This window comes from Lentzea xerophila (assembly GCF_051094245.1).
GTDB lineage: Bacteria > Actinomycetota > Actinomycetes > Mycobacteriales > Pseudonocardiaceae > Lentzea > Lentzea xerophila.
The window spans coordinates 3797076-3819123 of record NZ_CP194934.1 but is presented as its reverse complement, the minus strand read 5'-3'; the positions used below and the strand labels follow the sequence as shown (position 1 = coordinate 3819123).

General features: G+C 70.9%; 23 protein-coding genes. 14 read left to right on the top strand and 9 right to left on the bottom strand.

Going from position 1 to position 22048, the window contains the following annotated elements; translation table 11 throughout:
• Nucleotides 1–29: 29 nt before the first annotated feature.
• Nucleotides 30–791 (bottom strand): glycerophosphodiester phosphodiesterase, encoded by a 762-nt coding sequence (locus ACRSBM_RS18215; protein ID WP_434444712.1) that lies wholly within the window; start codon nt 789–791, stop codon nt 30–32.
• A gap of 296 nt (nt 792–1087) precedes the next feature.
• On the opposite strand from ACRSBM_RS18215, the gene ACRSBM_RS18210 reads away from it, so the two are divergent.
• The 3 genes from ACRSBM_RS18210 (at nt 1088) to ACRSBM_RS18200 (ending at nt 4162) form a co-directional block, all read left to right on the top strand.
• Nucleotides 1088–1429, top strand: a complete 342-nt coding sequence (locus ACRSBM_RS18210) for a hypothetical protein (protein ID WP_030475304.1) — start codon at nt 1088–1090, stop codon at nt 1427–1429.
• A gap of 72 nt (nt 1430–1501) precedes the next feature.
• Complete coding sequence (locus ACRSBM_RS18205) at nt 1502–3502, top strand: putative bifunctional diguanylate cyclase/phosphodiesterase (protein ID WP_434444711.1); 2001 nt, start codon at nt 1502–1504, stop codon at nt 3500–3502.
• A gap of 51 nt (nt 3503–3553) precedes the next feature.
• On the top strand, nt 3554–4162 hold the full coding sequence (locus ACRSBM_RS18200) for a VOC family protein (RefSeq protein ID WP_434444710.1): 609 nt from the start codon (nt 3554–3556) through the stop codon (nt 4160–4162).
• Between the two features lie 4 nt (nt 4163–4166).
• On the opposite strand, the gene ACRSBM_RS18195 is transcribed toward ACRSBM_RS18200, so the two are convergent.
• Nucleotides 4167–4631, bottom strand: coding sequence for a PPOX class F420-dependent oxidoreductase (locus ACRSBM_RS18195; RefSeq protein WP_434453105.1), 465 nt, complete (start codon nt 4629–4631; stop codon nt 4167–4169).
• 10 nt (nt 4632–4641) lie between these two features.
• Here ACRSBM_RS18195 and ACRSBM_RS18190 point away from each other — a divergent pair, with 10 nt between their 5' ends.
• The gene (locus ACRSBM_RS18190; protein WP_434444709.1) at nt 4642–5484 is read left to right on the top strand and encodes an alpha/beta fold hydrolase; all 843 of its coding nucleotides are present in this window, start codon (nt 4642–4644) and stop codon (nt 5482–5484) included.
• Nucleotides 5485–5613: 129 nt separating this feature from the next.
• Here the strand turns inward: ACRSBM_RS18190 and ACRSBM_RS18185 are convergent, their stop codons facing one another.
• The 3 genes from ACRSBM_RS18185 to ACRSBM_RS18175 all read right to left on the bottom strand — a co-directional run bounded on the left by ACRSBM_RS18185 (nt 5614) and on the right by ACRSBM_RS18175 (nt 9795).
• Nucleotides 5614–6801, bottom strand: a complete 1188-nt coding sequence (locus ACRSBM_RS18185; RefSeq protein ID WP_434444708.1) for a diguanylate cyclase — start codon at nt 6799–6801, stop codon at nt 5614–5616.
• Nucleotides 6802–7032: 231 nt separating this feature from the next.
• Nucleotides 7033–8292, bottom strand: a complete 1260-nt coding sequence (locus ACRSBM_RS18180; protein WP_434444706.1) for an MFS transporter — start codon at nt 8290–8292, stop codon at nt 7033–7035.
• A 3-nt stretch (nt 8293–8295) separates the two neighbouring features.
• Nucleotides 8296–9795, bottom strand: a complete 1500-nt coding sequence (locus ACRSBM_RS18175) for a carboxylesterase/lipase family protein (protein WP_434444705.1) — start codon at nt 9793–9795, stop codon at nt 8296–8298.
• Between the two features lie 204 nt (nt 9796–9999).
• Between ACRSBM_RS18175 and ACRSBM_RS18170 the strand changes: the two genes are divergently transcribed.
• From ACRSBM_RS18170 to ACRSBM_RS18155, 4 genes are read left to right on the top strand one after another with little or no spacing between them, the layout of a single operon-like run.
• Entirely contained in the window at nt 10000–10656 is a 657-nt protein-coding gene (locus ACRSBM_RS18170; protein WP_434444704.1) for an HAD family hydrolase, read from the top strand.
• Nucleotides 10653–11669, top strand: coding sequence for a phosphotransferase family protein (locus tag ACRSBM_RS18165; protein WP_434444703.1), 1017 nt, complete (start codon nt 10653–10655; stop codon nt 11667–11669). Before ACRSBM_RS18170 ends, ACRSBM_RS18165 begins: the two co-directional genes overlap by 4 nt.
• A 3-nt stretch (nt 11670–11672) precedes the next feature.
• Nucleotides 11673–12884: an acyl-CoA dehydrogenase family protein gene (locus tag ACRSBM_RS18160; protein WP_434444702.1), complete on the top strand. Its 1212-nt coding sequence runs from the start codon at nt 11673–11675 to the stop codon at nt 12882–12884.
• Nucleotides 12885–12888: 4 nt separating this feature from the next.
• The gene (locus tag ACRSBM_RS18155; protein ID WP_434444701.1) at nt 12889–13425 is read left to right on the top strand and encodes a GNAT family N-acetyltransferase; all 537 of its coding nucleotides are present in this window, start codon (nt 12889–12891) and stop codon (nt 13423–13425) included.
• Between the two features lie 98 nt (nt 13426–13523).
• Here ACRSBM_RS18155 and ACRSBM_RS18150 read toward each other — a convergent pair whose 3' ends face one another.
• Both ACRSBM_RS18150 and ACRSBM_RS18145 read right to left on the bottom strand, forming a co-directional pair.
• On the bottom strand, nt 13524–14237 hold the full coding sequence (locus ACRSBM_RS18150) for a poly-gamma-glutamate hydrolase family protein (protein ID WP_434444700.1): 714 nt from the start codon (nt 14235–14237) through the stop codon (nt 13524–13526).
• A 54-nt stretch (nt 14238–14291) separates the two neighbouring features.
• Nucleotides 14292–14723 (bottom strand): Hsp20/alpha crystallin family protein, encoded by a 432-nt coding sequence (locus ACRSBM_RS18145; RefSeq protein WP_434444699.1) that lies wholly within the window; start codon nt 14721–14723, stop codon nt 14292–14294.
• Nucleotides 14724–14827: 104 nt separating this feature from the next.
• Here ACRSBM_RS18145 and ACRSBM_RS18140 point away from each other — a divergent pair, with 104 nt between their 5' ends.
• Nucleotides 14828–15424 (top strand): HSP18 transcriptional regulator, encoded by a 597-nt coding sequence (locus tag ACRSBM_RS18140; protein WP_434444698.1) that lies wholly within the window; start codon nt 14828–14830, stop codon nt 15422–15424.
• Here the strand turns inward: ACRSBM_RS18140 and ACRSBM_RS18135 are convergent.
• Together ACRSBM_RS18135 and ACRSBM_RS18130 are read right to left on the bottom strand one after the other, a co-directional pair.
• A complete protein-coding gene (locus ACRSBM_RS18135) occupies nt 15398–16246 on the bottom strand; it encodes a S66 peptidase family protein (RefSeq protein ID WP_434444697.1) in 849 nt (282 codons plus the stop codon). The genes ACRSBM_RS18140 and ACRSBM_RS18135 overlap by 27 nt on opposite strands.
• Entirely contained in the window at nt 16243–18129 is a 1887-nt protein-coding gene (locus ACRSBM_RS18130) for a prolyl oligopeptidase family serine peptidase (protein ID WP_434444696.1), read from the bottom strand. Before ACRSBM_RS18130 ends, ACRSBM_RS18135 begins: the two co-directional genes overlap by 4 nt.
• 78 nt (nt 18130–18207) lie before the next feature.
• On the opposite strand from ACRSBM_RS18130, the gene ACRSBM_RS18125 reads away from it, so the two are divergent.
• From ACRSBM_RS18125 to ACRSBM_RS18105, 5 genes are all read left to right on the top strand, one after another.
• Nucleotides 18208–18774: a DUF3090 domain-containing protein gene (locus ACRSBM_RS18125; protein ID WP_089920653.1), complete on the top strand. Its 567-nt coding sequence runs from the start codon at nt 18208–18210 to the stop codon at nt 18772–18774.
• Between the two features lies 1 nt (nt 18775).
• Nucleotides 18776–19564, top strand: coding sequence for an SCO1664 family protein (locus ACRSBM_RS18120; protein WP_434444695.1), 789 nt, complete (start codon nt 18776–18778; stop codon nt 19562–19564).
• Between the two features lie 101 nt (nt 19565–19665).
• Nucleotides 19666–20700 carry a S66 family peptidase gene (locus ACRSBM_RS18115; protein ID WP_434444694.1) on the top strand — a complete coding sequence of 345 codons (1035 nt, stop codon included), beginning with the start codon at nt 19666–19668 and terminating at the stop codon, nt 20698–20700.
• Nucleotides 20701–20830: 130 nt separating this feature from the next.
• Nucleotides 20831–21259 carry a hypothetical protein gene (locus ACRSBM_RS18110; protein WP_434444693.1) on the top strand — a complete coding sequence of 143 codons (429 nt, stop codon included), beginning with the start codon at nt 20831–20833 and terminating at the stop codon, nt 21257–21259.
• A 5-nt stretch (nt 21260–21264) separates the two neighbouring features.
• Nucleotides 21265–21975, top strand: coding sequence for an aminoglycoside phosphotransferase family protein (locus ACRSBM_RS18105; RefSeq protein WP_434444692.1), 711 nt, complete (start codon nt 21265–21267; stop codon nt 21973–21975).
• Nucleotides 21976–22048: the final 73 nt, after the last annotated feature.

Here is a 22048-nt window from a genome sequence, read left to right as displayed (position 1 = left end):
ACACGTCGAATGATCGACTACCCAACCTGTTACCAGCTGTTGCGCGAGCGGAGAACTTCGCGCAGGACGTCGGGCCGGTCGGTGACGAGGCCGTCGACGCCGAGGTCGAGCAGGGCGCGCATGTCGGCTTCGTCGTCGATGGTCCAGACGTGCACTTCGAGTGCTCTGCGGTGGGCGGCCTGGACGAACCGGTGGTCGACGACCTTGAGGCGGCCCTGGTTGAGGGGGACCTGGGCGACCTGGCCGCGGACGGCGAGTCCGGCGAACGGGATGCGTCCGGCGGCCCAGAGTGCGCCGGCGGAGCGGGGGCCCATGGAGGTGAGCAGGCCGGGTCCGCCGAGGCGGCGCAGGCGGGTGAGGCGGTTGTCGGAGAAGCTGGCGAGGCAGACGCGGTGCAGTGACTTGGTTTTGCGCAGCAGGGTGATGATGGGTTCGGCGGCGCTGTCGGACTTGACGTCGATGTTGAAGAAGGTGTCCGGGAGCTCTTCGAGGACGTCGGCGAGGCGGGCGATGGGTTCGCGGCCGCCGACGCGGGCGTGGCGGACCTCGGTCCAGGGGAGGGCGGCGACGGGGCCGTGGGCGTCGGTGGTGCGGTCGAGGGTGTGGTCGTGGTGGACGACGACTTCGCCGTCGGCGGTGGCGTGGACGTCGGTCTCGATGTAGCGGTAGCCCTCCTGCACGGCCCGGCGGAAGGAGCTCAGGGAGTTCTCCATGCCGGTGAGGTCGTCGACGTGCCAGCCGCGGTGGGCGAAGGCGCGGGGGCGCGGGCCTGCGAGGTAGGGGTGTGTCACGGCTGAGAGTCTGCCTTCCGGGGGTGGCTGCGGGGTGGACGGTGGGTGGCGGCCCACTTTCTTTCTGTTCTCTATCGCTTCAGTGTTGCCTAAAGTCAAAACCTCTCGGCCCTCGGCTCGACCTGTAACCAAAGATCCACAACCGCCAAGGAGCCGAGGAACCGGACTGGAGGTGATCAAACCCCACCCGGAAGCGACATGGACGGGCTGCCGGTACTGTCCGGTTCCCTACGAAGGTCGGGCATTCTGGCGCGTCGCTGGAGACCGACCACCGCCATTCGCTACCGTCGCGCGCCATGGAGCGCTCCATGGAGGCGGATGAGCCCAGGCACTGTGCGTGGTGCGGGAGGCGGTTGCCGGGGAGTGGGCGGATCGGCCGGCCGAGGCGGTACTGCGCGCAGCCGTGTCGCCAGCGTGCGTACGAGCGCAGGGCGGCGTTGCAGCGGGGTGGTCTGCCGGAGGACGCGGTGGTGCTGAGCACCGCGGAGCTGGCGGACCTGCAGGACAGGTTGTTCCAGCTGCGGTGTGCCGCGGAGGACGTGGTGACGGCGGCGCAGGACGGAGCGGAGAACGAGGAGCTGAGGAAGCTGGCGGCCGAGCTGGTGGAGTCGGCGAAGGGCTTGGAACGGCTGCGATAGCCGTTCGCGAAGTAGCGAACCTACCGGCGTAGCGGGTTGCTTACGTCCGGTGATCGGACGATCATGACGCGCGTGACCTCCTACTGCCGCACGGTGCTGGACCGAGCGGGTGTCGGCTATGCCGTGACGGATGCGCGCGGGAACCTGTTGTGGTGCAACCGCGCGTTGGGTGCTGTGCTGGGGGTTCCGGTCGAGCAGGCGTACGGGCGGTCGTTGCCCGCGCTGCTGCCGGGGGTGCCCGAGGTGGCGGCGCCGGCGCGGGAAGTGCTGATGCCGGGGCCGCGGTGGCTCGAGGTGCGGTGTTCGCGGCTGGGTGACGACCTGATGTACGAGGTCGTGGACGTGTCGGCGTGGCGTGATCGTGAGCTGACGGTGACGCAGGAGGCGGACGCGTTGCGCCGGGCTCAGGCGCTGGGCCGGATGGGCACGTGGGAGTGGGCGATCACGGAAGACCAGGTGACCTGGTCGGACACGTTGCTGGAGATGTTCGGGTTCGCGCCGGGGACGGCGTTCGACTTCGAGATGTACTCGCGGCTGGTGCATCCGGACGATCTGCCGATGATCGAGGAGACGCTCGATGCGGCGTTGAAGACGGGTTCGGTGTTCACGTACACGCATCGGATGTTGCGGCCGGATGGCAAGGAGCGGGTGTTCGAGTGCTTCGGTGAGGTCGTCGTGGGGGACGACGGTGTTCCGCTGAGGGCGTTGGGTACGGCGCATGACGTGACGCAGTCGTCGCGGGTGCACGACGAGCTGGTGCGGATGGCGGAGCAGGATCCGTTGACGGGGTTGCCGAACCGGCGGGCGTTGACGCGGGCGCTGGAGCAGGAGCTGGCGAACAACTCGTCGGGTGCGTTGCTGGTGCTGGATCTGGACAACTTCAAGGACGTCAACGATCTGCGTGGCCATGCGGTGGGTGACCGGGTGATGCGGATGCTGGCGAGTGCGTTGCAGTCGCGGTTGGGTGATCGGTTGATCGCGCGGCTGGGTGGTGACGAGTTCGCGGTGGTGTTGCCGGGGGCGTCGCCGAAGGACGCGTCCGAGGTGGCTGATGGTCTGCGTGACGCGGTGGCGGGTTTTCCGCTGGCGGGGATCGGTACGCCGGCGCGGATCACGGTGAGTACGGGTCTGGCGGAGTTCGGGCCGGGTGACTCGTGGGAGTTGGTGCTGGCGAACGCGGATCTGGCGTTGTACGCGTCGAAGGCGGCGGGCCGGGACCGGGTGACGGTGTATGAGCCGAACCATTACGCGGACACGGTGAAGCGGGTCAGTGTGCTGGATCGGTTGCGGGCGGCGCTGGCGGGTAATGGGCTGGCGTTGTACGGCATGCCGATGGTGGAGCTGGCGACGGGTCAGACGCTGGGGCATGAGTTGTTGTTGCGGTTGGAGGACGGGCAGGAGCCGTATCTGGGGCCGGCGGATTTCCTGCCGGTGGCGGAGCGGTCGAACCTGATCCTGGACGTGGACCGGTGGGTGTTGTCGACGGCGATCGACGCGTTGGTGGCGCAGCCGGATTCGCGGTTGCGGTTCAACGTGAACGTCTCGGGGCGGACGCTGGAGGATCCTGACTTCGGGGATTTCGTGCTGGACAAGCTGGGGTCGGCGGGGGTGGCGCCGGGCCGGTTGGGGCTGGAGATCACGGAGACGGCGGCGGTGACGAACCTGGACGCGGCGGTGACGCTGGCGAGGCAGTTGCGTGCGTTCGGGTGCCGGATCACGCTGGATGACTTCGGGTCGGGGTTCGGGTCGTTCGTGCATCTGAAGCATCTGCCGATCACGGGTATCAAGATCGATGGTGAGTTCGTGAAGGGCATCGAGACCAGCGAGGCGGATGCGGTGCTGGTGTCGGGGATCGTGCAGATCGCGAACGGGCTGGGGTTGTCGGCGGTGGCGGAGTGGGTGGAGCGTCCGTCGCAGGTGGATGCGTTGCGGAAGCTGGGTGTGCGGGTGGGGCAGGGGTTTCACCTGGGGCGTCCGGTGCCGTTGCGTGACGTGGTGAGCGCGGAGCGCATGCCGCCGAATGGCGCATTGTCGTCTCGGGTGGTTGGAGCAGAGGATGGTGCCCTCTCCTGATCCCCGCCTGATGGGATGCCCGTGTCGTCTTGTGGTCTGCGTCGTCTTGAGTTGAGCGTTGCCGAGCCGGGGTTGTCGGTGGACTTCTTCGCCGGGGTGCTGGGGTGGACGGTGATAGCGGAGCCTGGCGGGTCGTTCTCGGGGTGGGTGGGTGATCGGTTTGTGGCTCAGGTCGTGGCGGGGGAACGGGGTTGGCGTGTGTTCTTCGGTGGTGACGAGCCGCGCGGGCTGACGGGGGATGCCGCGGTGGACGGTGGCAGGGTGCTGCACGGTCCGTGGGCGCCGCCGCCGCGTGCGGGTGAGCCGTGCTGGGTGGAGTTGTGCACGGGGTCGCCGGATGACGGGTACTGGGCGGCGGAGCTGGGGTGGGAGATCTCGCCGGCGGTGGATGATTTCGTGCTGTTCACGTCCGCGCGGCATGGTGGCCTTCGTGCGGTGGCGGGTCGGCTGACGACGACGCGTGCTGAGGGCTGGCAGGTGTATTTCGCCGTCGACGATGTGGCGGCGGCGTGTGCGGTGGTGCCGGAGTTGGGCGGTCGGGTGCTGGTGGAGCCGATGACGGTGCCGACGGGGCTGGTCGCGTCGGTCGAGGGTCCGCGTGGTGGTGCGTGTGTGTTGCTGGAGAAGCCCGCGGGGTGGGGCGGCAGCTGGTCCGGTTAGCGGGTCACTGCTGGAGTTCGGGTGGGAAGCCGCCGGTGGCGATGGGGCCCCAGTGGTCGATGGTGATGCGGATGAGGGCTTTGCCCTGGCGGAGCATGGCGGCGCGGTATTCGTCCCAGTCGGGGTGTTCTCCGGCGATGCAGCGGTAGTACTCGACGAAGTCGTCGAGTGCCGCGGGCAGGTCGAGGACTTCGGCGGTGCCGTCGATCTGGACGTAGGCGTCGTTCCAGTCGTCGGAGAGCACGCACAGGGTGACGGCGGGGTTGCGGCGGGCGTTGCGGACTTTGGCGCGCTGCGGGTAGGTCGCGATGACGATGCGGCCCTGGGAGTCGATGCCGCAGGCGACGGGGGAGACCTGCACTCCGTCGGTGCTGGAGCGGCGGGTGATGAGGACGCCGTGGTGGCGGTTGCGGAGGAACTCGAGCAGCTGCGGCCGGTCGACGAGGTCGGCGGTGGCGATCTTCGGCATGATGTTCAGCATGGCACGTTTCACCTCGTTCGACGGCACTGAACTCGCCTACCGGGAAGCGGGTGAGGGGGTTCCGCTCGTCGTGCTGGCCGGTGGTCCCGGCCGGGCTTCGGAGTATCTGGAGACGCTGGGCGGTCTGGACGCGTCGCGGCGGCTGGTGGTCCTGGACAACCGGGGGACGGGGGAGTCGGACGAGCCGGCTGATCCGTTCACCTACCGGCGGGACATGCTGGTGCGGGACGTGGAGATGTTGCGCCGGCACCTGGGCCTGGACGTGGTGGACGTGCTGGGGCACTCCGCGGGGGCGGGGATCGCGATGGGGTATGCCGCGGACTTCCCGGATCGGGTGGGCAGGCTGGTGCTGCTGACGCCGGCGTTGCGCAGTGTGGGGTTGTCGCCGGAGCAGAGTGACTGGGATGTGTTCCTGGCGTCGCGGGCGGACGAGCCGTGGTTCGGGGCGGCGGTGACGGCGCTGGAGCGCAATGCGGCGGGTGATGACTCGGTGGAGAACCGGGTGGCGGCGTCGCCGTTGTTGTATGCGCGGTGGGATGAGCGGGCTCAGGCGCACGCGAACGCGGAGCTGGGACAGTGGAAGTATCACGTGGCGCTGGGGTACAACGCCGAGGGGGCGTTCGTGCCGGGTGTGTTGCGGCGGGCGTTGGCGGAGTTCGATCGTCCGGTGCTGGTGTATGCGTGTTCGGAGGATCCGATTTCGCCGGTGCGGCGTTGTGTGGAGCTGGCGGGTCTGTTTCCCAACGCCACTGTGTACGTGCACGAGGGTGTGGGGCACTATCCGTGGGTGGAGGAGCCGGATCAGGTTGTGAAGCAGGTCGCGACTTTCCTGGACCGCTGAGGCTTTCGTCTTGGGCACGGTCGCGTGACGCCTGGCGCCACCTGCGCAGCCAAACCAGGAGGACGCGAGCCTGGGCACCACGACGGACCCGTCGGAACGCCGGGGTGAAGGCTGCCAGGCCTTGGTGGTCTAGGAGATCTGGGCGGTGGCGACGCGGTCGCGGCCGTTGCTCTTGGCCTGGTAGAGCGCCTCGTCCGCGGCGAGCAGCAGCGGGCTGAGCTCGGCCCCGGTGTCGGGGAACACCGCCGCGCCCACCGAGGCCGTCAGGCCGGAGATCACCTGGTCCTGGCCGAGGCGGTCGATGACGGCGATGTGCAGGTCGGCGATCTCGTGGCGGATGCGTTCGGCGGTGGCGCGGACCTCGTCTGTGCTGACGCCGGGCAGCACCACGGCGAACTCCTCACCGCCGAATCTGCCCACGAGGTCGTAGGAGCGCACCGAGTGCTTCAACGCGTCGGCCACGGCGCGCAGCACACGGTCGCCGGCGAGGTGGCCGTAGTTGTCGTTGATCAGCTTGAAGTGGTCGAGGTCCAGGATGAGGATGCCGACCGTGGACTGCAGGCGGCGGGCGCGTTGCAGTTCGCGTTCGGCGACGTCGTGCCAGAACGCCGCGTCGACCAGGCCGGTCTTGGTGTCGGTGCGGGCGGCGACGCGGAACTGCGGGAGCAGCAGGCCCATGTGCAGGGCGAGCACGGTCAGCAGCAGCATCGGTGTCAGCCACGGCCGTGAGGTCATGATGATCGCGACACCGGAGCCGAGACCCACCGAGGCCAGCACGATGAGCACGTCGGAGGCGTTGCCGAGTGCGGTGTGGACGGGGTTCTGGCGGTTGGTCACGAAGATCGCGGTGACCACCAGCGCATAGTTGATGAACCAGTACAGGAACCCGGCCGTAGCCAGTGTCAGCAGGGCGAGAGGGCCGTCGACGTCAAGGGCGCGGTCCGGGAACAAACTAAGGACGAGTTGCGCCGCGGCACTGCCGAGTACGACAGTGGCCGCGGAGAACACCTTGCGGAACAGGACGGCCCGCCGCTTGTAGACCCGGTACCACGAGTGCGCGTAGCTGATGATGATCAGCGCCACGAGCAGTGGCATTGGTAGTACGAGCACGCCCGCGAACAGCCACACCGACTGCATGTGGGCGTGGGGTGATCCCTCGGCGCCGATTTCGCGGATCCGTTCGATTCCCCGTGCTGCTTCCAGGTGCAGTACCGCGCCACCGGCCAGCAGCAGGAACCAGGGCCAGTTCAAGGCCTCGGCGGGGGTACGCCATGCGGTGGCGAGCGCAACGAGGGTCGCTGAGACAACCACCGTCACGACGTAGGCCAGCACCACAGGTGGAAGTGACCATAACTTCCACCGGCGCGGGTCAAGCCAAGGCACGCTGCCACCCCCACACCACTGTCCGGGAACCAACCACTGTAGCTACCGGGTAACGCAAAGTCGTGGCTCCATGTGGGGGACCTCACCGTAAGTAGTCCTCACAGAATGCACACCCGATATCCCTGCGAACTCAAGCGCAACGAACACCCATAGGAGCAGTCATGATCAACCGTACCTCCGCCACCGGCCGCCCCGTTCGTCCGACCGACTGGCTGCGTCCGACTGACTGGAACCGTCCGACGGACTGGCGGCGCTGAGCCACCACACGATCGCCGCACCGCTCGCCGCGAGCACACCCAGTGCTCCGGCGGCGGCGACGACCTGGTGCGCGGTGACCATCTCGGCCGCTGCGCCCGCCAGCGCCACCCCCAGTCCCTGGGAGACGCGTAACGCGGTGACCGCCAGGCCGAACGCCTGCCCGCGTGAGGGGTCCGGCACCGCCCGCACGAACCGCGTGTTCGCGACCAGGTGATAGGCACTGGCCGCGCCGGACAGCGCGAACAACCCGACACTGACGGCGAGTCCCGGCCGCAGCGCGGCCGGGACAAGTACAGCGCACGCGGCGATGGCCAGCCACGGCATCAGGCGCAGCTGCAGCCGCTCGCTCACGCGTGCGATCAGCAGCATGCCCACCGCCGCTCCCAGGGCGTAAGCACCGAAGATGAGCCCAACGCCGGCCGGCCCGGCTCCGAGTTGCGATGCGTACGGCACCGCGAGAGCCTCGCCGACGATGTAGAAGCCCGACACGCAGGCGAGCGCGACCAGCGCCCGCAACCGCCGGTCACCCCACACGAGCCTCGCCCCGCCGACCAGGTCCGCCGACCATGCCCGCACGTGCGGGCTTTCCGGTGCGGGCCGGGGGAGCAGGAACACCCCCACCAGGACCGCCGAGACGGCGAACGTCACCCCGTCCGCCACCAGCACCAGGCCCGGTCCGAGCCAGGCGACCAGCGCGCCGCCGGCGAGGAACCCGGCGACCTGCGCGGCCTGCGTGACGGTGGCGAGCACCGCCTGTCCCAGCGGATAGCGCTCGTCGGGCAGGATGTGCGGCAGCAGCGCCGCCCGCGCCGCCCCGTGTGGTGCTCCCGCGAACTGCACGAGCACCAGCAGCGACGCGAGTGTCCACAGCGGCAGTCCCGGCACGGCCATGAGCGGCAGCAGGGCCGCCCGGATCAGGTCGGCGGTCACCATCACCCGCTTGCGGGCGAACCGGTCGGCGAGCCCGGACAGCAGTGGCCCGCCGACCAGGTCCGGCAGGAACGTCAACGCGTAGGTCAGCGCGGTCAGGCCGGCGCTGGCGGTGCGGTCGTAGACGTGCACCGTCAGCGCGACCCGTGCGAACTGATCTCCGGCCACCGACACGACGTGCGCCACGAGCAGGGCGCGGAACTCAGCGTCGCGGACGAGCTCGCGGTAGCCGGGCATGCGTTACAGGATGGAGGACCAGAACCCGCAGTGGTGGTCTCGGGCGAAGTCGGTCCCGCCGACGGCGTCCGGCGCCAGGGACTGCACCGGGGCACGCCAGCCCGGGTCGCCGGTGCGGGCGAAGCGGCCCCACGCGGCGATCATGTAGTCCGACAGCCGCCGCTGTGCGGGCGTGAGCTGCACGCCGGGGAACTCGAACAACGAGAGCAGTTCCGAGGCGTGGTAGGCGCCGTACTCGGGGAACGGCGGCAGGTCCGGGAAGATCAGCGGCGCGTCGGCGTCGGCGAACTCGTAGCCCGAGACCCGCGTGTGGCGGCCGATCTCGCGGCGGGCGGTGTCGGTGGGGCAGGCCCACGAGGCGTCGGTCAGCACTTTGGCGAGTTCGTCGCGGGCGTCGTCGTTGCCGTTGACCGGGTACCTGGCGATGATCCGGTCGGCCGGGGCCTGCCCGAACAGGCCCGCGACCTGTTCGCGGTAGCCGGCCTCGGGCAGCGGCTGCGGGTAGATCAGCGCGGCGAACAGGGTGAACTCGTCGTGGGTCGATCCGATCATCGTCGGTACGCGGTGCAGGCGGCCGGTGCGTTGCGCCACGACCGGGTCGATCGGCAGGACGGCGGTGTCGAACGCGGGGCTGGCGAACTGGTCGTGCACGGTCAGCAGCTCCGCGACCGGCTTGGCCCGCAGGCAGGCCAGATCGGCGCAGCCCAGCGTGCCCGCACCCTGCTTCTGCACGTCCGCGCGGGTCTTCCACACGTGCGTGAACGTGCCGGGCTCGGTGAACGACGGCGAGATCAGCCCGCACGGCCCGGACTGGATGATCGCCTTGTCGAACAGGCCGGCCGCGCGCGGCGAGGCCAGCTGCGCGCACACGCTCAGCCCGCCCGCCGACTCACCGAAGATCGTCACGTTGCCGGGGTTGCCGCCGAAGGCGCGGGCGTTGCGCTGCACCCAGGTCAGTGCCGCCTGCTGGTCGGCCAGGCCGAACGCGCCCGACCCGGCGAGGCCGGGGTGGCCGAAGTAGCCGAACACGCCGAGCCGGTAGTTCACCGTGACCACGACGGCGTCGTTACGTGTCGCCAGCTGCCGCGCGTCGTACTGCGACCCGCCGCCGGCGGTGAAGCCGCCGCCGTGGATCCACACCATCACCGGTCGCGGCTTCGCCGCGGTCGTGGCCGGTGTCGTGACGTTGAGGTAGAGGCAGTCCTCGGTCTGCGAACCGGGCTGGCCCAGCTGCGAGGTCTGCGCGCACAACGGCGCGGGCGTCGTCGCGTCCCGCACCCCCTGCCACGCCGCGGCCGGCTGCGGGTCGCGCCACCGGTTCGCGCCGACCGGCGGCGCGGCGAACGGGATGTTCCCGAACGTCCGGTAGGTGCCCGTCACCGTCCCCTTGACGGCGCCCTTGTCGGTGCGCACGACCGCGCCCTGGCTCTCGGCCCTGGCCGGCACCTGCGTGATCGTGAACGCCAGCGCGGCGGCCATCGCCGCCGTCAGCAGTCGTTTCATCAGCTGAACACCCCTCAGTGTCGTCATCCCCAGAAACGCCGGCACGGGATCCGCCTCCCGCCAGGCGATGTGACCCTTTCGGCTCGAACGTATCGAGGTCCACGGCAACCGGAAACCAGATAAAGGACCTTGTCGCCTCCGCCGAAAGTGGAAGTGGACGTTCACCTGTTGCCCACATACCGACCGGTCGGTACCCTCCGGGGCGTGGGTGACACAACGCTTCCGGCACAGCCCGAGGTCGACGCGCTGATCTTCGACTGGGGCGGCGTCATGACCGTCTCCGTGCCCGAGTTCGTCGGCGCCTGGCTGCACGCCGAGGCCATCGACCGCGACGTCTACGGCTGCATCATGCGCGAGTGGCTCGGCCGCGACGCGCTCCCGGACAACCCCGTGTTCCGGCTCGAGACCGGTGAGCTGACCGTGGCGGAGTTCGAACGGCTGCTCGCCGCCGAGCTCATCACCACCACCGGCACCGCGATCGACGGAAACGGGCTGCTCAAGCGCATGTTCGGCGGTGCGACGCCCGACCCGGCGATGGTCGAGCTCGTCCGCAAGGCCCGCGCCGCCGGCCTGCACACCGCGCTGCTGTCCAACAGCTGGGGCGAGGGCTACCCGAAGGACCTGCTGCTCGAGCTGTTCGACACCGTCGTCATCAGCGGCCGGATCGGCCTGCGCAAACCCGACGAGCGCATCTACCGCCACACCCTCGACCGGATCGGCGTCCCCGCCGGGCGCGCGGTGTTCTTCGACGACGCGCCGGTCAACGTCGACGCCGCCCGCGCCGTCGGCATGCACGCCTTCCGCCACACCACCGCCGACGGCACCCGCTGCGACCTCGCCACCCTCGGAGTGACCCTGTGACCGACCTTCCCGGCCTCGACCTGCGGGCACTGGCCACGCACCTGGGCACAGGCCCGCTGACCGGCGAGCTGTTCCGCGGCGGCCGCTCGAACCTGACCTACCGCGTCAGCGACGGCACCCGGACGTGGGTGCTGCGCCGCCCGCCGCTGGGCCACGTCCTCGCCACCGCGCACGACATGGCCCGCGAGTTCCGCGTCATCTCCGCGCTCGCCGGCACAGCCGTGCCGGTGCCCGGCGCGGAACTGCTCGTCGAGGACACCGCCGTGATCGGCGCGCCGTTCTACCTCATGCAGGAGATGCCCGGCGCCGCCCTGCGCGAACGCTCCCAGTGCCCGTGGATCACCCCCGCCATGGCCACCACGCTGTCCGAACGGCTCGTCGACGTGCTCGCCGACCTGCACGCCGTCGACCCCGCCTCCGTCGGCCTGCAGGACTTCGGCCGCCCGGAAGGGTTCCTCGCCCGCCAGGTCAAACGGTGGGGCACCCAGCTCGACGCCTCCCGCAGCCGCGACCTGCCCGGCATCGAGGAACTGCGCGACAAGCTCGCCGGCACCGTCCCGGACTCGGCCCGCGCCACGATCATCCACGGCGACTACCGCCTCGACAACGCGCTGGTCACCCAGGACCCCCTGCGGATCAGCGCGGTCCTGGACTGGGAGATGGCCACCCTGGGCGACCCGCTCGCCGACCTCGGCCTGCTCTACGTCTACTGGGCGGGCCTGGGCGCCGACCCGCGGGCCGGCAGCGACCCCATCACCGGCGGCGTCACCTCCCTGCCCGGCTTCCTCACCGCCGACGAGCTCGTCGCCCGCTACACCGCCCGCACCGGCACCGACACCTCCGGCCTCGGCTGGTACATCGCCTTCGGCTACTTCAAGCTCGCCGTCATCGTCGAAGGCATCCACTTCCGCTACGCCGGCGGCAAGACCGTCGGCGCCGGCTTCGACAAGCTCGGCGCGTTCACCGTCCCCCTCGTGCGGCAGGGACTCGCCGCCGCCCACAAGGAGCTCTGAGTCATGGACTTCGCCTACGACGCCACGACCGAGGACCTGCGCGCCAGGCTCCTCGCCTTCATGGACGAGCACGTCTACCCTGCCGAAGCGGTACTCGAACAGCAGCTGCACGACGCCGCCGACCCGTGGGAACGCCAGCCGATCCTCGAAGACCTCAAGGCCGAGGCCCGCCGCCAGGGCCTGTGGAACCTCTTCCTGCCCGACCCCGAGCACGGCGCCGGCCTGACGAACCTGCAGTACGCGCCCCTGGCCGAGATCACCGGCCGCAGCCCCCACCTCGCCCCCGAAGCGCTCAACTGCGCCGCACCGGACACCGGCAACATGGAAGTGCTCGCCATGTTCGGCACCGACGAGCAGAAGAAGCAGTGGCTGCAGCCCCTGCTCGACGGCGAGATCCGCTCCGCGTTCTGCATGACCGAACCCGACGTGGCCTCCTCCGACGCCACCAACATCGCCACCCGCATCGAACGTGACGGCGACGACTACGTCATCAACGGCCGCAAGTGGTGGTCCTCCGGCGCGATGAACCCCAACTGCGCCATCTTCATCGTCATGGGCAAGACCGACCCCGACGCCGAGCGCCACCGCCAGCAGGCCATGATCCTCGTGCCGCGCGACACCCCCGGCGTCACCGTCACACGCGCCATGCACGTCTTCGGCTACGGCGACCACGCCCACGGCGGCCACGCCGAAATCCTCTTCGAGAACGTCCGCGTCCCCGCGGCGAACCTCATCGCCGGAGAAGGCGAAGGGTTCGCCATCGCCCAGGCCCGCCTCGGCCCCGGCCGCATCCACCACTGCATGCGCCTGATCGGCATGGCCGAACGCGCCCTCGAACTGCTCTGCAAGCGCGCCACGACACGAGTGGCGTTCGGCAAGCCCATCGCCGCCCAGGGCGTCGTGCACGAGTGGATCGCCGAGTCCCGCGTCCGCATCGAACAGGCCCGCCTGCTCGTGCTCAAGACCGCGTGGCTCATGGACACCGTCGGCAACAAGGGCGCCCACACCGAGATCCAGGCCATCAAGATCGGCGTCCCGGCCATGACCGAATGGGTCCTCGACAAGGCCATCCAGGCCCACGGCGGCGCCGGCGTCAGCCAGGACTTCCCCCTGGCCGAGCTCTGGGCCGCCACCCGCACCCTGCGCCTGGCCGACGGACCCGACGAGGTCCACCGCATGTCGCTGGCGAAACGGGAGCTCAGGAAGTACCTGTAGACACATGGACATCACGCGAGGCGGGCCGGCCGACGTGCCGGCGATCATGGCGATGCTCGACGACGCCCAGGACTGGCTCGCCTCGCAGGGCCGCACCGGACAATGGGGAACCGACCACTTCTCCGGCCTCCCGGCCGCCGTCGACAGGTTCACCCATCTCGCCACCACCGGCACCGTCTGGCTCGCCACCGCCAACCGCGACGTGACCGGCAGCGACGTCGTCGACGCCGAACTCGCCGGCGTGATCATCACCTCGGCCACGCCACCGGACTACGTCCCGCCCGCCCCCGAACCCGAGCACTACGTGTCCCTGCTCGTCACCGCCCGCCCCTACGCCGGCACCGGCGTCGGCGCCGCCCTGCTCGCCCACGCCCGCGCCGAGGCCCGCGCCGCCGGGATCGGCCTGCTGCGCGTCGACTGCTACGACGGCGACGACCACCGCCTCGTCGCCTACTACGAGAAACAGGGCTTCACCCCGGTGGACACCTTCACCGCCAGGAACGGCACCTGGCCCGGCCGCCTGCTCGCCCAGCGCGTCTGACCGGGCAACGGGCGCGCCCCGAGTTCGACACCGATCGAGAACCCGGCCGGCGCCCGCACCAGCGCCCGATCCTCGTCCGCGCGGGCGAACGCCGGACGCTAGTTGTTGCTCGCCTCGCGTGCCGCCAGCGCCGCCCGGCAGGCGTGCACGAAGCCCCAGAACACCTCGGTCGTCGTGTGCCGCCGGTCCGACCGCGAGTTCTCCGCGAACATGGCGGTGCGCAGGGGAGTGGTCAGCTCCAGCTGAGCGCCCTGCCGCGACCGGGTCCGGTTCGCGATGTTCGCCCGGTCGTAGCCGCCCAGGACCGGGTGGTCCGCGGCGTCGATCGTGTGGAACCCCGCCCGCCGCAACCGCGTGAGCAGCTCCAGCCGCAACAGCCCGTCACGCCCGCCGACCAGCACCGCCCGGTCGTGGTCCTCCAGACCCGCGGCGGCGGCCGTGCAGCCGTGCAGGCCCAACGCGTGCGAGGCACCCGACACGAGCGTGCGGGCCACGCGGTCGTCGCAGTTCGACGAGGTCACGTGCAGCTCGTCGTTCGCGAACGATCGCAGGCCCTCGAACATCCAGTAGTCGTGCGTCTGCCCGAAAGGCACCCTGGTGGACGGGTGGAAACCCGCGATCGCGAGGCACAGTTCCGAGGTGCCGACTTCGATGCCACCGCCGTGCGGGGCGAGAACGACCGACGGGGTGCGGGGCCGGTGACGCTTGAAGCGGCGCCGGTAGTCCACCCGTTCCACCAGCCGGGGATCGGCGTAAAGGTCGGAATTGGACGCGTAGACGTCCAACGCCGTCCACTGAGGCTGCGGTCTCATGGCGGGCGGAAGCCTACCCGGCGGCACCCGGGCGGCCGCCGCCCGCCGGATGGATCACGCGTCGATCTGCTTGGGCGTCTCCTCACCCGTGGTGATCGCGATCTTGCGGGGCTTCGCGCGTTCCGCGATCGGAATCCGCAGCGTCAGCACACCCGCGTCGTACTGGGCGTCGATGTGGTCGGTGTCCAGGGCGTCGCCGAGGAACAACTGCCGCGAGAACACACCCAGCGGCCGTTCCGACACCTGCATCTCCACGTCCTTGCCCACCGGACGGCGCTCCGCCTTCACGGTCAGCACGTTGCGCTCGACGTCGAGCTCGATCGCGTCCGGCGTCACGCCCGGCAGGTCGAACGCCACCACGAACCGGTCGCCGTCACGGTAGGCGTCCATCGGCATCGCCGTCGGCCGCGACCACGTGCCCGCGGCCCCCATCACCTGCTGCGTCAGCCGGTCCAGCTCACGGAACGGGTCAGTGCGCATCAACATCTGACACCTCCAGTCATCTCTCGTGGGACTGTCAATGCGCTGCCCCACCGTTGTAACATGTCGTCGGAACGATGACAAGTGGCGAGCGTCATCGGGAGGACGACATGACGAGTGACCATGCGAACGACTCTGCAAACGACTCCGCAAACGACTCTGCGAGCGACTACGAGGCGGTCCGGTCCGCGGCCGCCGCACCCGGCGACGCCGCCGAGGTGCTCGGCGCGTTGATGCTGCTGCGGCACCTGCGCGACGAGCTGTCCGGCTGGGAACCCCAGCTCATCGAAGCCGCGCGGGCACTGGGCACGAGCTGGGCCGACCTCGCGCCGGTCCTCGGTGTCGCGAGCCGCCAAGCCGCGGAGAAGCGGTACCTGCGCGTGCGCCGCACCGGCGAGACCGGCACCGGCGACGAACGCGTGCAGGCCGAACGCGACCGCCGCGCGGGAGACAGGGCCGTCGCCGCCTGGGCACGCGAGAACGCCGGCGTGCTGCGGATGCTCGCCGCGCAGGTCGGGCCGCACGACGCCGCGGTGCAGCGGGCGCTCGGCGGTGAGGACGCGGCCGACCTGCTCGGACCGCTCGCCGACGCCGGGCCCGCACTGCGCGCCGGGCAGCCCGCGCTCGCCGACCGGATCGCCGGCATCGGCCGGCACACCGACCGGCTGCGCACCGCCGCGCTACGCCAGCGTCAACGTCCCAGCTGACGCGTCCAGCACCGCCGGAACCCCCAGCGGCAGGCTCCACGAGCCCGCGCAGTGCCCGAACCCGAAGTCACCCAGGATCGGCACACCCAGCCCGGCGAGGCGGTCGTGCAGCACCGCGGACACGTCACCGCAGCCCGTCCACGACCCCAGCACGATCCCCGACACCGGCGCGAACCACCCGGCCCGCAGCAGCTGCGTCAGGATCCGGTCCAGCCGGTAGGGCTCCTCACCGACGTCCTCCAGCAAAGCGATCGCGCCCGGCACCGGCGGCGCCCACCGCGGCCCGCCCACCGACGCCGCCAGCAACGCCGCGTTCCCGCCCGTCAGCACCCCGCGCGCCGTCCCCGCCACCACCGGCGTCCCGGCCCGCCACGACCCGACACCGCGGAAGAGCACCTCGTGCAACCGCGACTGCGCCAGCGGGTCGTCGACGAAGTCCGACGTGCCCGGCATCGGCCCGAACACCGTGGCCAGGCCCACGGCGTTGAGCTCGGTGTGCAGCACCGTCACGTCCGACGAGCCGACGAACACCCGCGGCGGCAGGTCCTTCCACGGCACCAGGTCCGCCATCCGCAGACACCCGTAGCCGCCGCGCACGCAGAACACCGCGGCCACGTCCGAGCACCACGCCGACACGAACTCCGCCGCCCGTGCCTCGTCCGGCCCGGCCAGGTACGGCAGCGACCACGGTGCCACCACGGGCGTGGTGACCTCGAGGCCCCACGAGCGCAGCACCTCGGCACCCGCGGCGACCCGGTCGGGCGAGGCCGGACCGGCCGGCGACACCAGCGCCACCCGGTCCCCGGCGGCGAGCACGCTCACCGCGACAGTTCCAGCACCGGCACACCCGGCGGAACGAACCCGAACACCTGGCCGTAGAACGACAGCTCCGCCTCCAGCGCTGTCTTGATGTTCGCGGCCATCCGGAACCCGTGCTGCTCGCCCTCGAACGTGAGGTAGGCGTGCGGGATGCCCGACCCGGCCAGGTCCGCGGCGAACCGGTTCGCCTGCTCCGGCGGGCAGATCTCGTCCTCCAGGCCCTGCAGCAGCAGCACCGGGCCCGACACCGACCGCGCCTTCGTCGACGGCGACCGGTCCCGATAGCGGTCCGCGGCCTCCGGCAACGTCCCCACCAGGCCCTCGACGTAGCGGGACTCGAAGTCGTGCGTCTCGCCGCCCTGCGACGTCCACCCGGCGAGATCGAGGATCGGGAACGCCACCATGCCGCACCGGTACACGTCGGTCGAGGTCAGCGACGCCGCCGACGTCCAGCCACCCGCCGACCCGCCCCGGATGCCCAGCCGCCGCGGGTCCGCCGTGCCCTCCCGCGCCAGCTGCTGGGCCACGAACGCGCAGTCCTGCACGTCCACGACACCCCACTGCTCGCGCAGCCGCTCCCGGAACGCCCGCCCGTAGCCCGTGGAGCCGCCGTAGTTCACCGCCACCACACCGATGCCGCGGCTGGTGAAGTACCCGATGTCGCCGTCGGGCTTCGGCAGCACCCTGCCCGTCGGGCCGCCGTGCACGTGCACCACGTACGGCGGAAGCTCGCCCTCGGGAGCGGCGAAGTCCGGGTTCGACGGCGGGTACACGTAGGCGGGGATCTCGCCGAACATCCGCTCCACCGGTACCGACAGGTACGCCGCCTCCGGCGACTCCTGGCCCCCGGTCAGGTAGGTCAGCTCACCGTTGGACAGGTCCAGCCGCACCACGGCGAAGTCCGACGTCGGACCGGCCGCGCCGCAGACCACCACACCGTCGCGCACCGACAGGTCCGCCGCCCACGTCGGCAGGTCGGTCTGCACGTCGGTCACCGTCGCGGACCGCTCGTCGAGCACCGCCAGATGCCCCGAGCGCACCACCAGGTACCGGCCCGGCGACAGCGTGGCGAACCAGCGGTTGCCCAGCCGCCACATCGGGCCGCCCAGCTCCTGCTCGCACGGCGCGAGGTTGCGCCGCGTGCCGTCGGGACAGACGCGGAACAGGTTCCACCAGCCGTCCGGGTCGGTCAGCGCGAGCAGGTCCTCGCCCTCCCACTCGAACTGGCACACCGCCTCCGTGGCCGACCCCGACACCACCCGGTGCTGTGTCGAGCCGACCTCGGCGACGCACAGCTCGGTGCCGTCCCACGGCATCTGCGGATGGTTCCAGCCGATCCAGGCGAACTTCGTGCCGTCCGGGCTGATCTTCGGGCCGGTCATGAAGTGGTGCGACGCGCCCAGCACCCGCACCTCACCCGCACGAGTGATCGCCACGAGGTCGCGGCGCACGTCGGTGCGGGCATCGCCGGTGACCGACTCGCGCACGCACCACACCTCGCCGTCCGGGCCCGCCGTCAGGTCCGAGTAGCGCACGCCGTGGTGGCGCTCCGGTTCCGGCGTCAGCGGCTCCGGGGCGGGCGAGTCCGGGTCGAACACGTACACGCGCTGGTCGTCCCAGTGCGTGAACGCCACCCTGTCCCCGGCCAGCACCACGAACGGCCGCCCGCCGTACTCGTGCACCCGGTTGCGGGCGTTCCACGGAGCGGACAGCACCTCCACCCCGTCACGCACCAGAGCGACCCTGCCGCCCTCGGCGGGCCGGCTCTCCGCCCACCACACCCGCTCACCGTGCAGGTCGGCCCACTGGAACCCGCCACCCGGCGCGGAGGTGTCACCGGCCTTGATCGGCGAGGTCCAGGTCCCGTACGAAGCGATCTTCACCACTACCCGACCCTATACGCGGGGTGTTTGGTGGGGGAGGACCTGCCGACGATCTCCGCGTGGCCTAGGGTCGTATCTGCCATGGCTCGCGTCATTCATGTATTCCGCGCACCCGACCGGTTCATCGCAGGGACCGTCGGGCAGCCCGGCGACCGCACCTTCTACCTGCAGGCCTCCGAGCAGAGCAGGTTGATCAGCGTCGCCTTGGAGAAGCAGCAGGTCCAGGTCCTCGCCGAACGCATCGGCTCGCTGCTCGAGGAGGTGCACCGCCGCTTCGGCACCGACGTGCCCGACGACGCGCCCCCCGACGACCTCGACACCCAGCCCCTCGACGTGCCCGTCGAGGAGGAGTTCCGGGTCGGCACGATGGGCCTGGGCTGGGACGCCGAGTCGAAGGCCGTCGTCATCGAGCTCCTCGCGATCTCCGAGGAGGAGGTCGACGAGGCCGTCGTGCTCGACGACACCGAGGAAGGTCCCGACGCCGTGCGGGTCTTCCTGTCCCCGTCCGCCGCCCGTGCCTTCGCCGAACGCGCCGACCGCGTCGTCAACGCCGGCCGCAAACCCTGTCCCCTGTGCGCCGAACCGCTCGACGCGGACGGCCACATCTGCCCGCGGCAAAACGGGTACCGCCGCACCGAAGAAGACTGACGTGGACACCTCCGCGGCCCTGCAGTTGCTCGAACACGGCCGCATCGAGGTGGAAGGACGCCTCGTCGACGCCTCCAACGCCACCCTGTTCTGCAAGATCTCGCTGGACGGCGTCGACGCCCAGTGCGTCTACAAACCCGTGCGCGGCGAACGGCCGTTGTGGGACTTCCCCGACGGCACCCTCGCCGGCCGCGAGGTGGCCACCTACCTGATCTCCGCCGCGGCGGGCCTGGACATCGTGCCGCCCACCGTGCTGCGCCCCGGCCCGTTCGGCAGCGGCATGGTGCAGCTGTGGGTCGACACCCGCGAGGAGGACGAGCTCGTCGACATCGTCGGCGTCGACGAGGTCAAGCCGGGCTGGATCCCCGTCTTCCACGCCCACGACCGCTTCGGCGACCCCGCGGTGCTCGTGCACGCCGACCACCCGCGCATCGCCGCCATGTCCGCCTTCGACGTCGTGGTCAACAACGCCGACCGCAAAGGCGGCCACGTCCTGCACGCGCACGACGGCGGCGTCTACGGCGTCGATCACGGCATCTGCCTGCACACCGAACCCAAACTCCGCACCGTGCTGTGGGGCTGGGCCCGCGAACCCCTGCCCGACCACGTCCTGCAGCCCCTGCGCCGCCTGCGGTCCGAGCTCGACGGCGCGCTGGGCGAGGCGCTGCACGAGCACCTGACCCGCGCCGAGGTCAGGGCCGTCGGGGAACGCGTGGACAAGCTGCTCGCCGCCGGGGTGTACCCCGAGCCGTCCGGTGACTGGCCCGCGATCCCCTGGCCCGCGTTCTGACCCAGCCACCCGGCGAGCCGGCCACCCGGTGAGGCGGCCGCCTGGTCCGGCACCGGCAAAGACGGCACCCGCGGCGCCGCGCGTTACTACGATCGGCACCCATGTCGTTGATCAACCCGCCCAAGCCCCAGCCCGGCGACCGCGTCGCGATCGTCTCCCCGGCCTCGGGCCTGCCGGGCCTGTTCCCCCTGCCGCACGAACTGGGCCTGCGGCGCCTCGAACGCGACTTCGGCCTCGTGCCCGTCGAATACCCGGCGACCCGCAAGATGGGCTCCAGCCCCCAGGAACGCGCCGCCGACCTGCACGCCGCCTTCGCCGACCCCGCCATCAAGGCCGTGATCGCCACGATCGGCGGCGACGACCAGATCACCGTGCTGCCGCACCTGGACGACGAGCTGATCACGGCCAACCCCAAGCCGTTCTTCGGTCACAGCGACAACACCAACCTGCTGGTGTGGCTCGCCAACCGCGGCATCGTCGGCTTCTCCGGCGGCAGCGTCATGGTCCAGTTCGGCCGGCCCGGCGCCATGCACCCGGCCAGCGCCGCCTCGCTGCGGGCCGCCCTGTTCACGCCGGGGGAGTACCGGCTGGCCGAGTCCACCGCCTACGGCGACAGGGACAGCCCCTGGGAGGACCCGCGGACCTTCGACACCGAACCCGCCCTCGACCCCAGCGGCGGCTGGATCTGGCACCAGCCGCACACCGTGGTGCGGGGCCGGTCGTGGGGCGGCAACCTCGAGATCCTGTCCTGGCTGATGATGGCCGGCCGCGAGATCAACGCCCCCGAGCACTACGCCGGCACCGTGCTGTTCTTCGAGACCTCCGAGGAGATGCCGTCGCCGACCGAGGTGTACCGGATCCTGCGCAACATGGGTGAACGCGGCCTGCTGCGGCAGTTCCCCGCGGTGCTCGTCGGGCGCGCCAAGTCGTGGTTCTTCACCAACCAGGACACCGACCGCGCCACCTACACCACCGAGCAGCGCGAAGCGGTCCTCAAGGCCTTCGCCGAGTACGCGCCCGACGCGATGATCGTGTTCGACGTCGACCTCGGCCACACCGACCCGCAGGTCGTCATCCCCGTCGGCGGCGTCGTCGAGGTCAACGGCCCGGACCGCACGATCACCGTCACCTACTGACGCGGGTCTCCGCGCGGCTGCACGGCACCGAACGAGACGCCGTTGACGTGCCGATCACCGTGCCCCTATCTTCTGTGAGGCGTTCTGACCTGCGGAAACATTCGAATGGCGAATGTGGGACACGGTGGACATGACCTCTCTCGAACGGATCGTCGTCGTGGGCGCCGCCGACCTCGGGGCGCGGGCGGCGGCGTGCCTGGCCCGCAGGTTCGGACCGGTTCACCTGATCGGCCCCGGAGCCGAGGCGCTCGCCGACGTCGGTGTCCGGCGCTACCCGCTCGCCATCGTCCGCGACCTCGACCTCGACACGCCCGCCGTCATCGTCGACAACGACGGCGGCCGCCTGCAGCGCCTGGTGTGCGACCGGCTCGTCGTGGCCGGCTGGCCCGTGCCGCTGCTGCCGGTCGACCGGTGGGTCGTCGACGGCAAGGTCGCCATCGCCCGCGACGACGCCGACCTGCGGCTGCTGTCCACCTGCTTCGACGTCAACGCGCTGTGGCGCCCGGCGCTCGCGGACTACCAGCTGCGCCGTCAGTCGGGAGCGGGCTCGTTACTCTGAGCGAGATGATCGACCAGGACACCAGAGCACGGCTGCTGCGCCGGTTCGGCGACGACGTGACCGGCTGGATCGACGCGCTGCCCGGCCTCGTCGCCACGCTCACCGCCCGCTGGGACCTCACGATCGCCGGCCTCATGCCCGGCGGCACCGGCACGGCGTTCCTGTGCACCGACGCGGTCCTCAAACTCACCCCCGACCACGACATCGCCGTCCAGGAGGCCCGCGCCCTCACCGCCTGGTCCGGCACCACCGCCATGGTCGACCTGCTCGACGCCGACCTCACCCGCGGCGCGCTGCTGCTCGCCGCGGTGCGGCCCGGCACCCCCGCCCGCGACCCGGCCAAGGTCGTCCCGCACCTGCACGAGGCCGACCCGACGGGCTTCCCGCCGCTCACCGCCCGCGTCGACTTCCTGTTCGAGGTCCTGCTCACCCGCCGCACCGGCACCTACCACGCCGCCGAACACGCCCGCGCCCGCGCACTCGCCGCCGACAACGTCACACCCGTCCTGCTGCACGGCGACATGCATCCCGGCAACGTCCTGCAAGGCCCGCACGGCCCGGTGGCCATCGACCCGCGGGCCTGCGTCGGCGACCCGGCCGTCGACTGGCTCGACTTCGTGCACGGCGGACACGACCTGCACGGCGCCGACGTCGACCTCGACCGCGTCCACGCCTGGCTCGCCGCCTTCGCGCCCTTCTACGTGCCCGGCGCCTGAGCACCTTCTGTTCCCCACGGCACGGCCGGTGGCGTAACCGCGAATCTCCGGCGCGACACATTAGTGTCCTGGC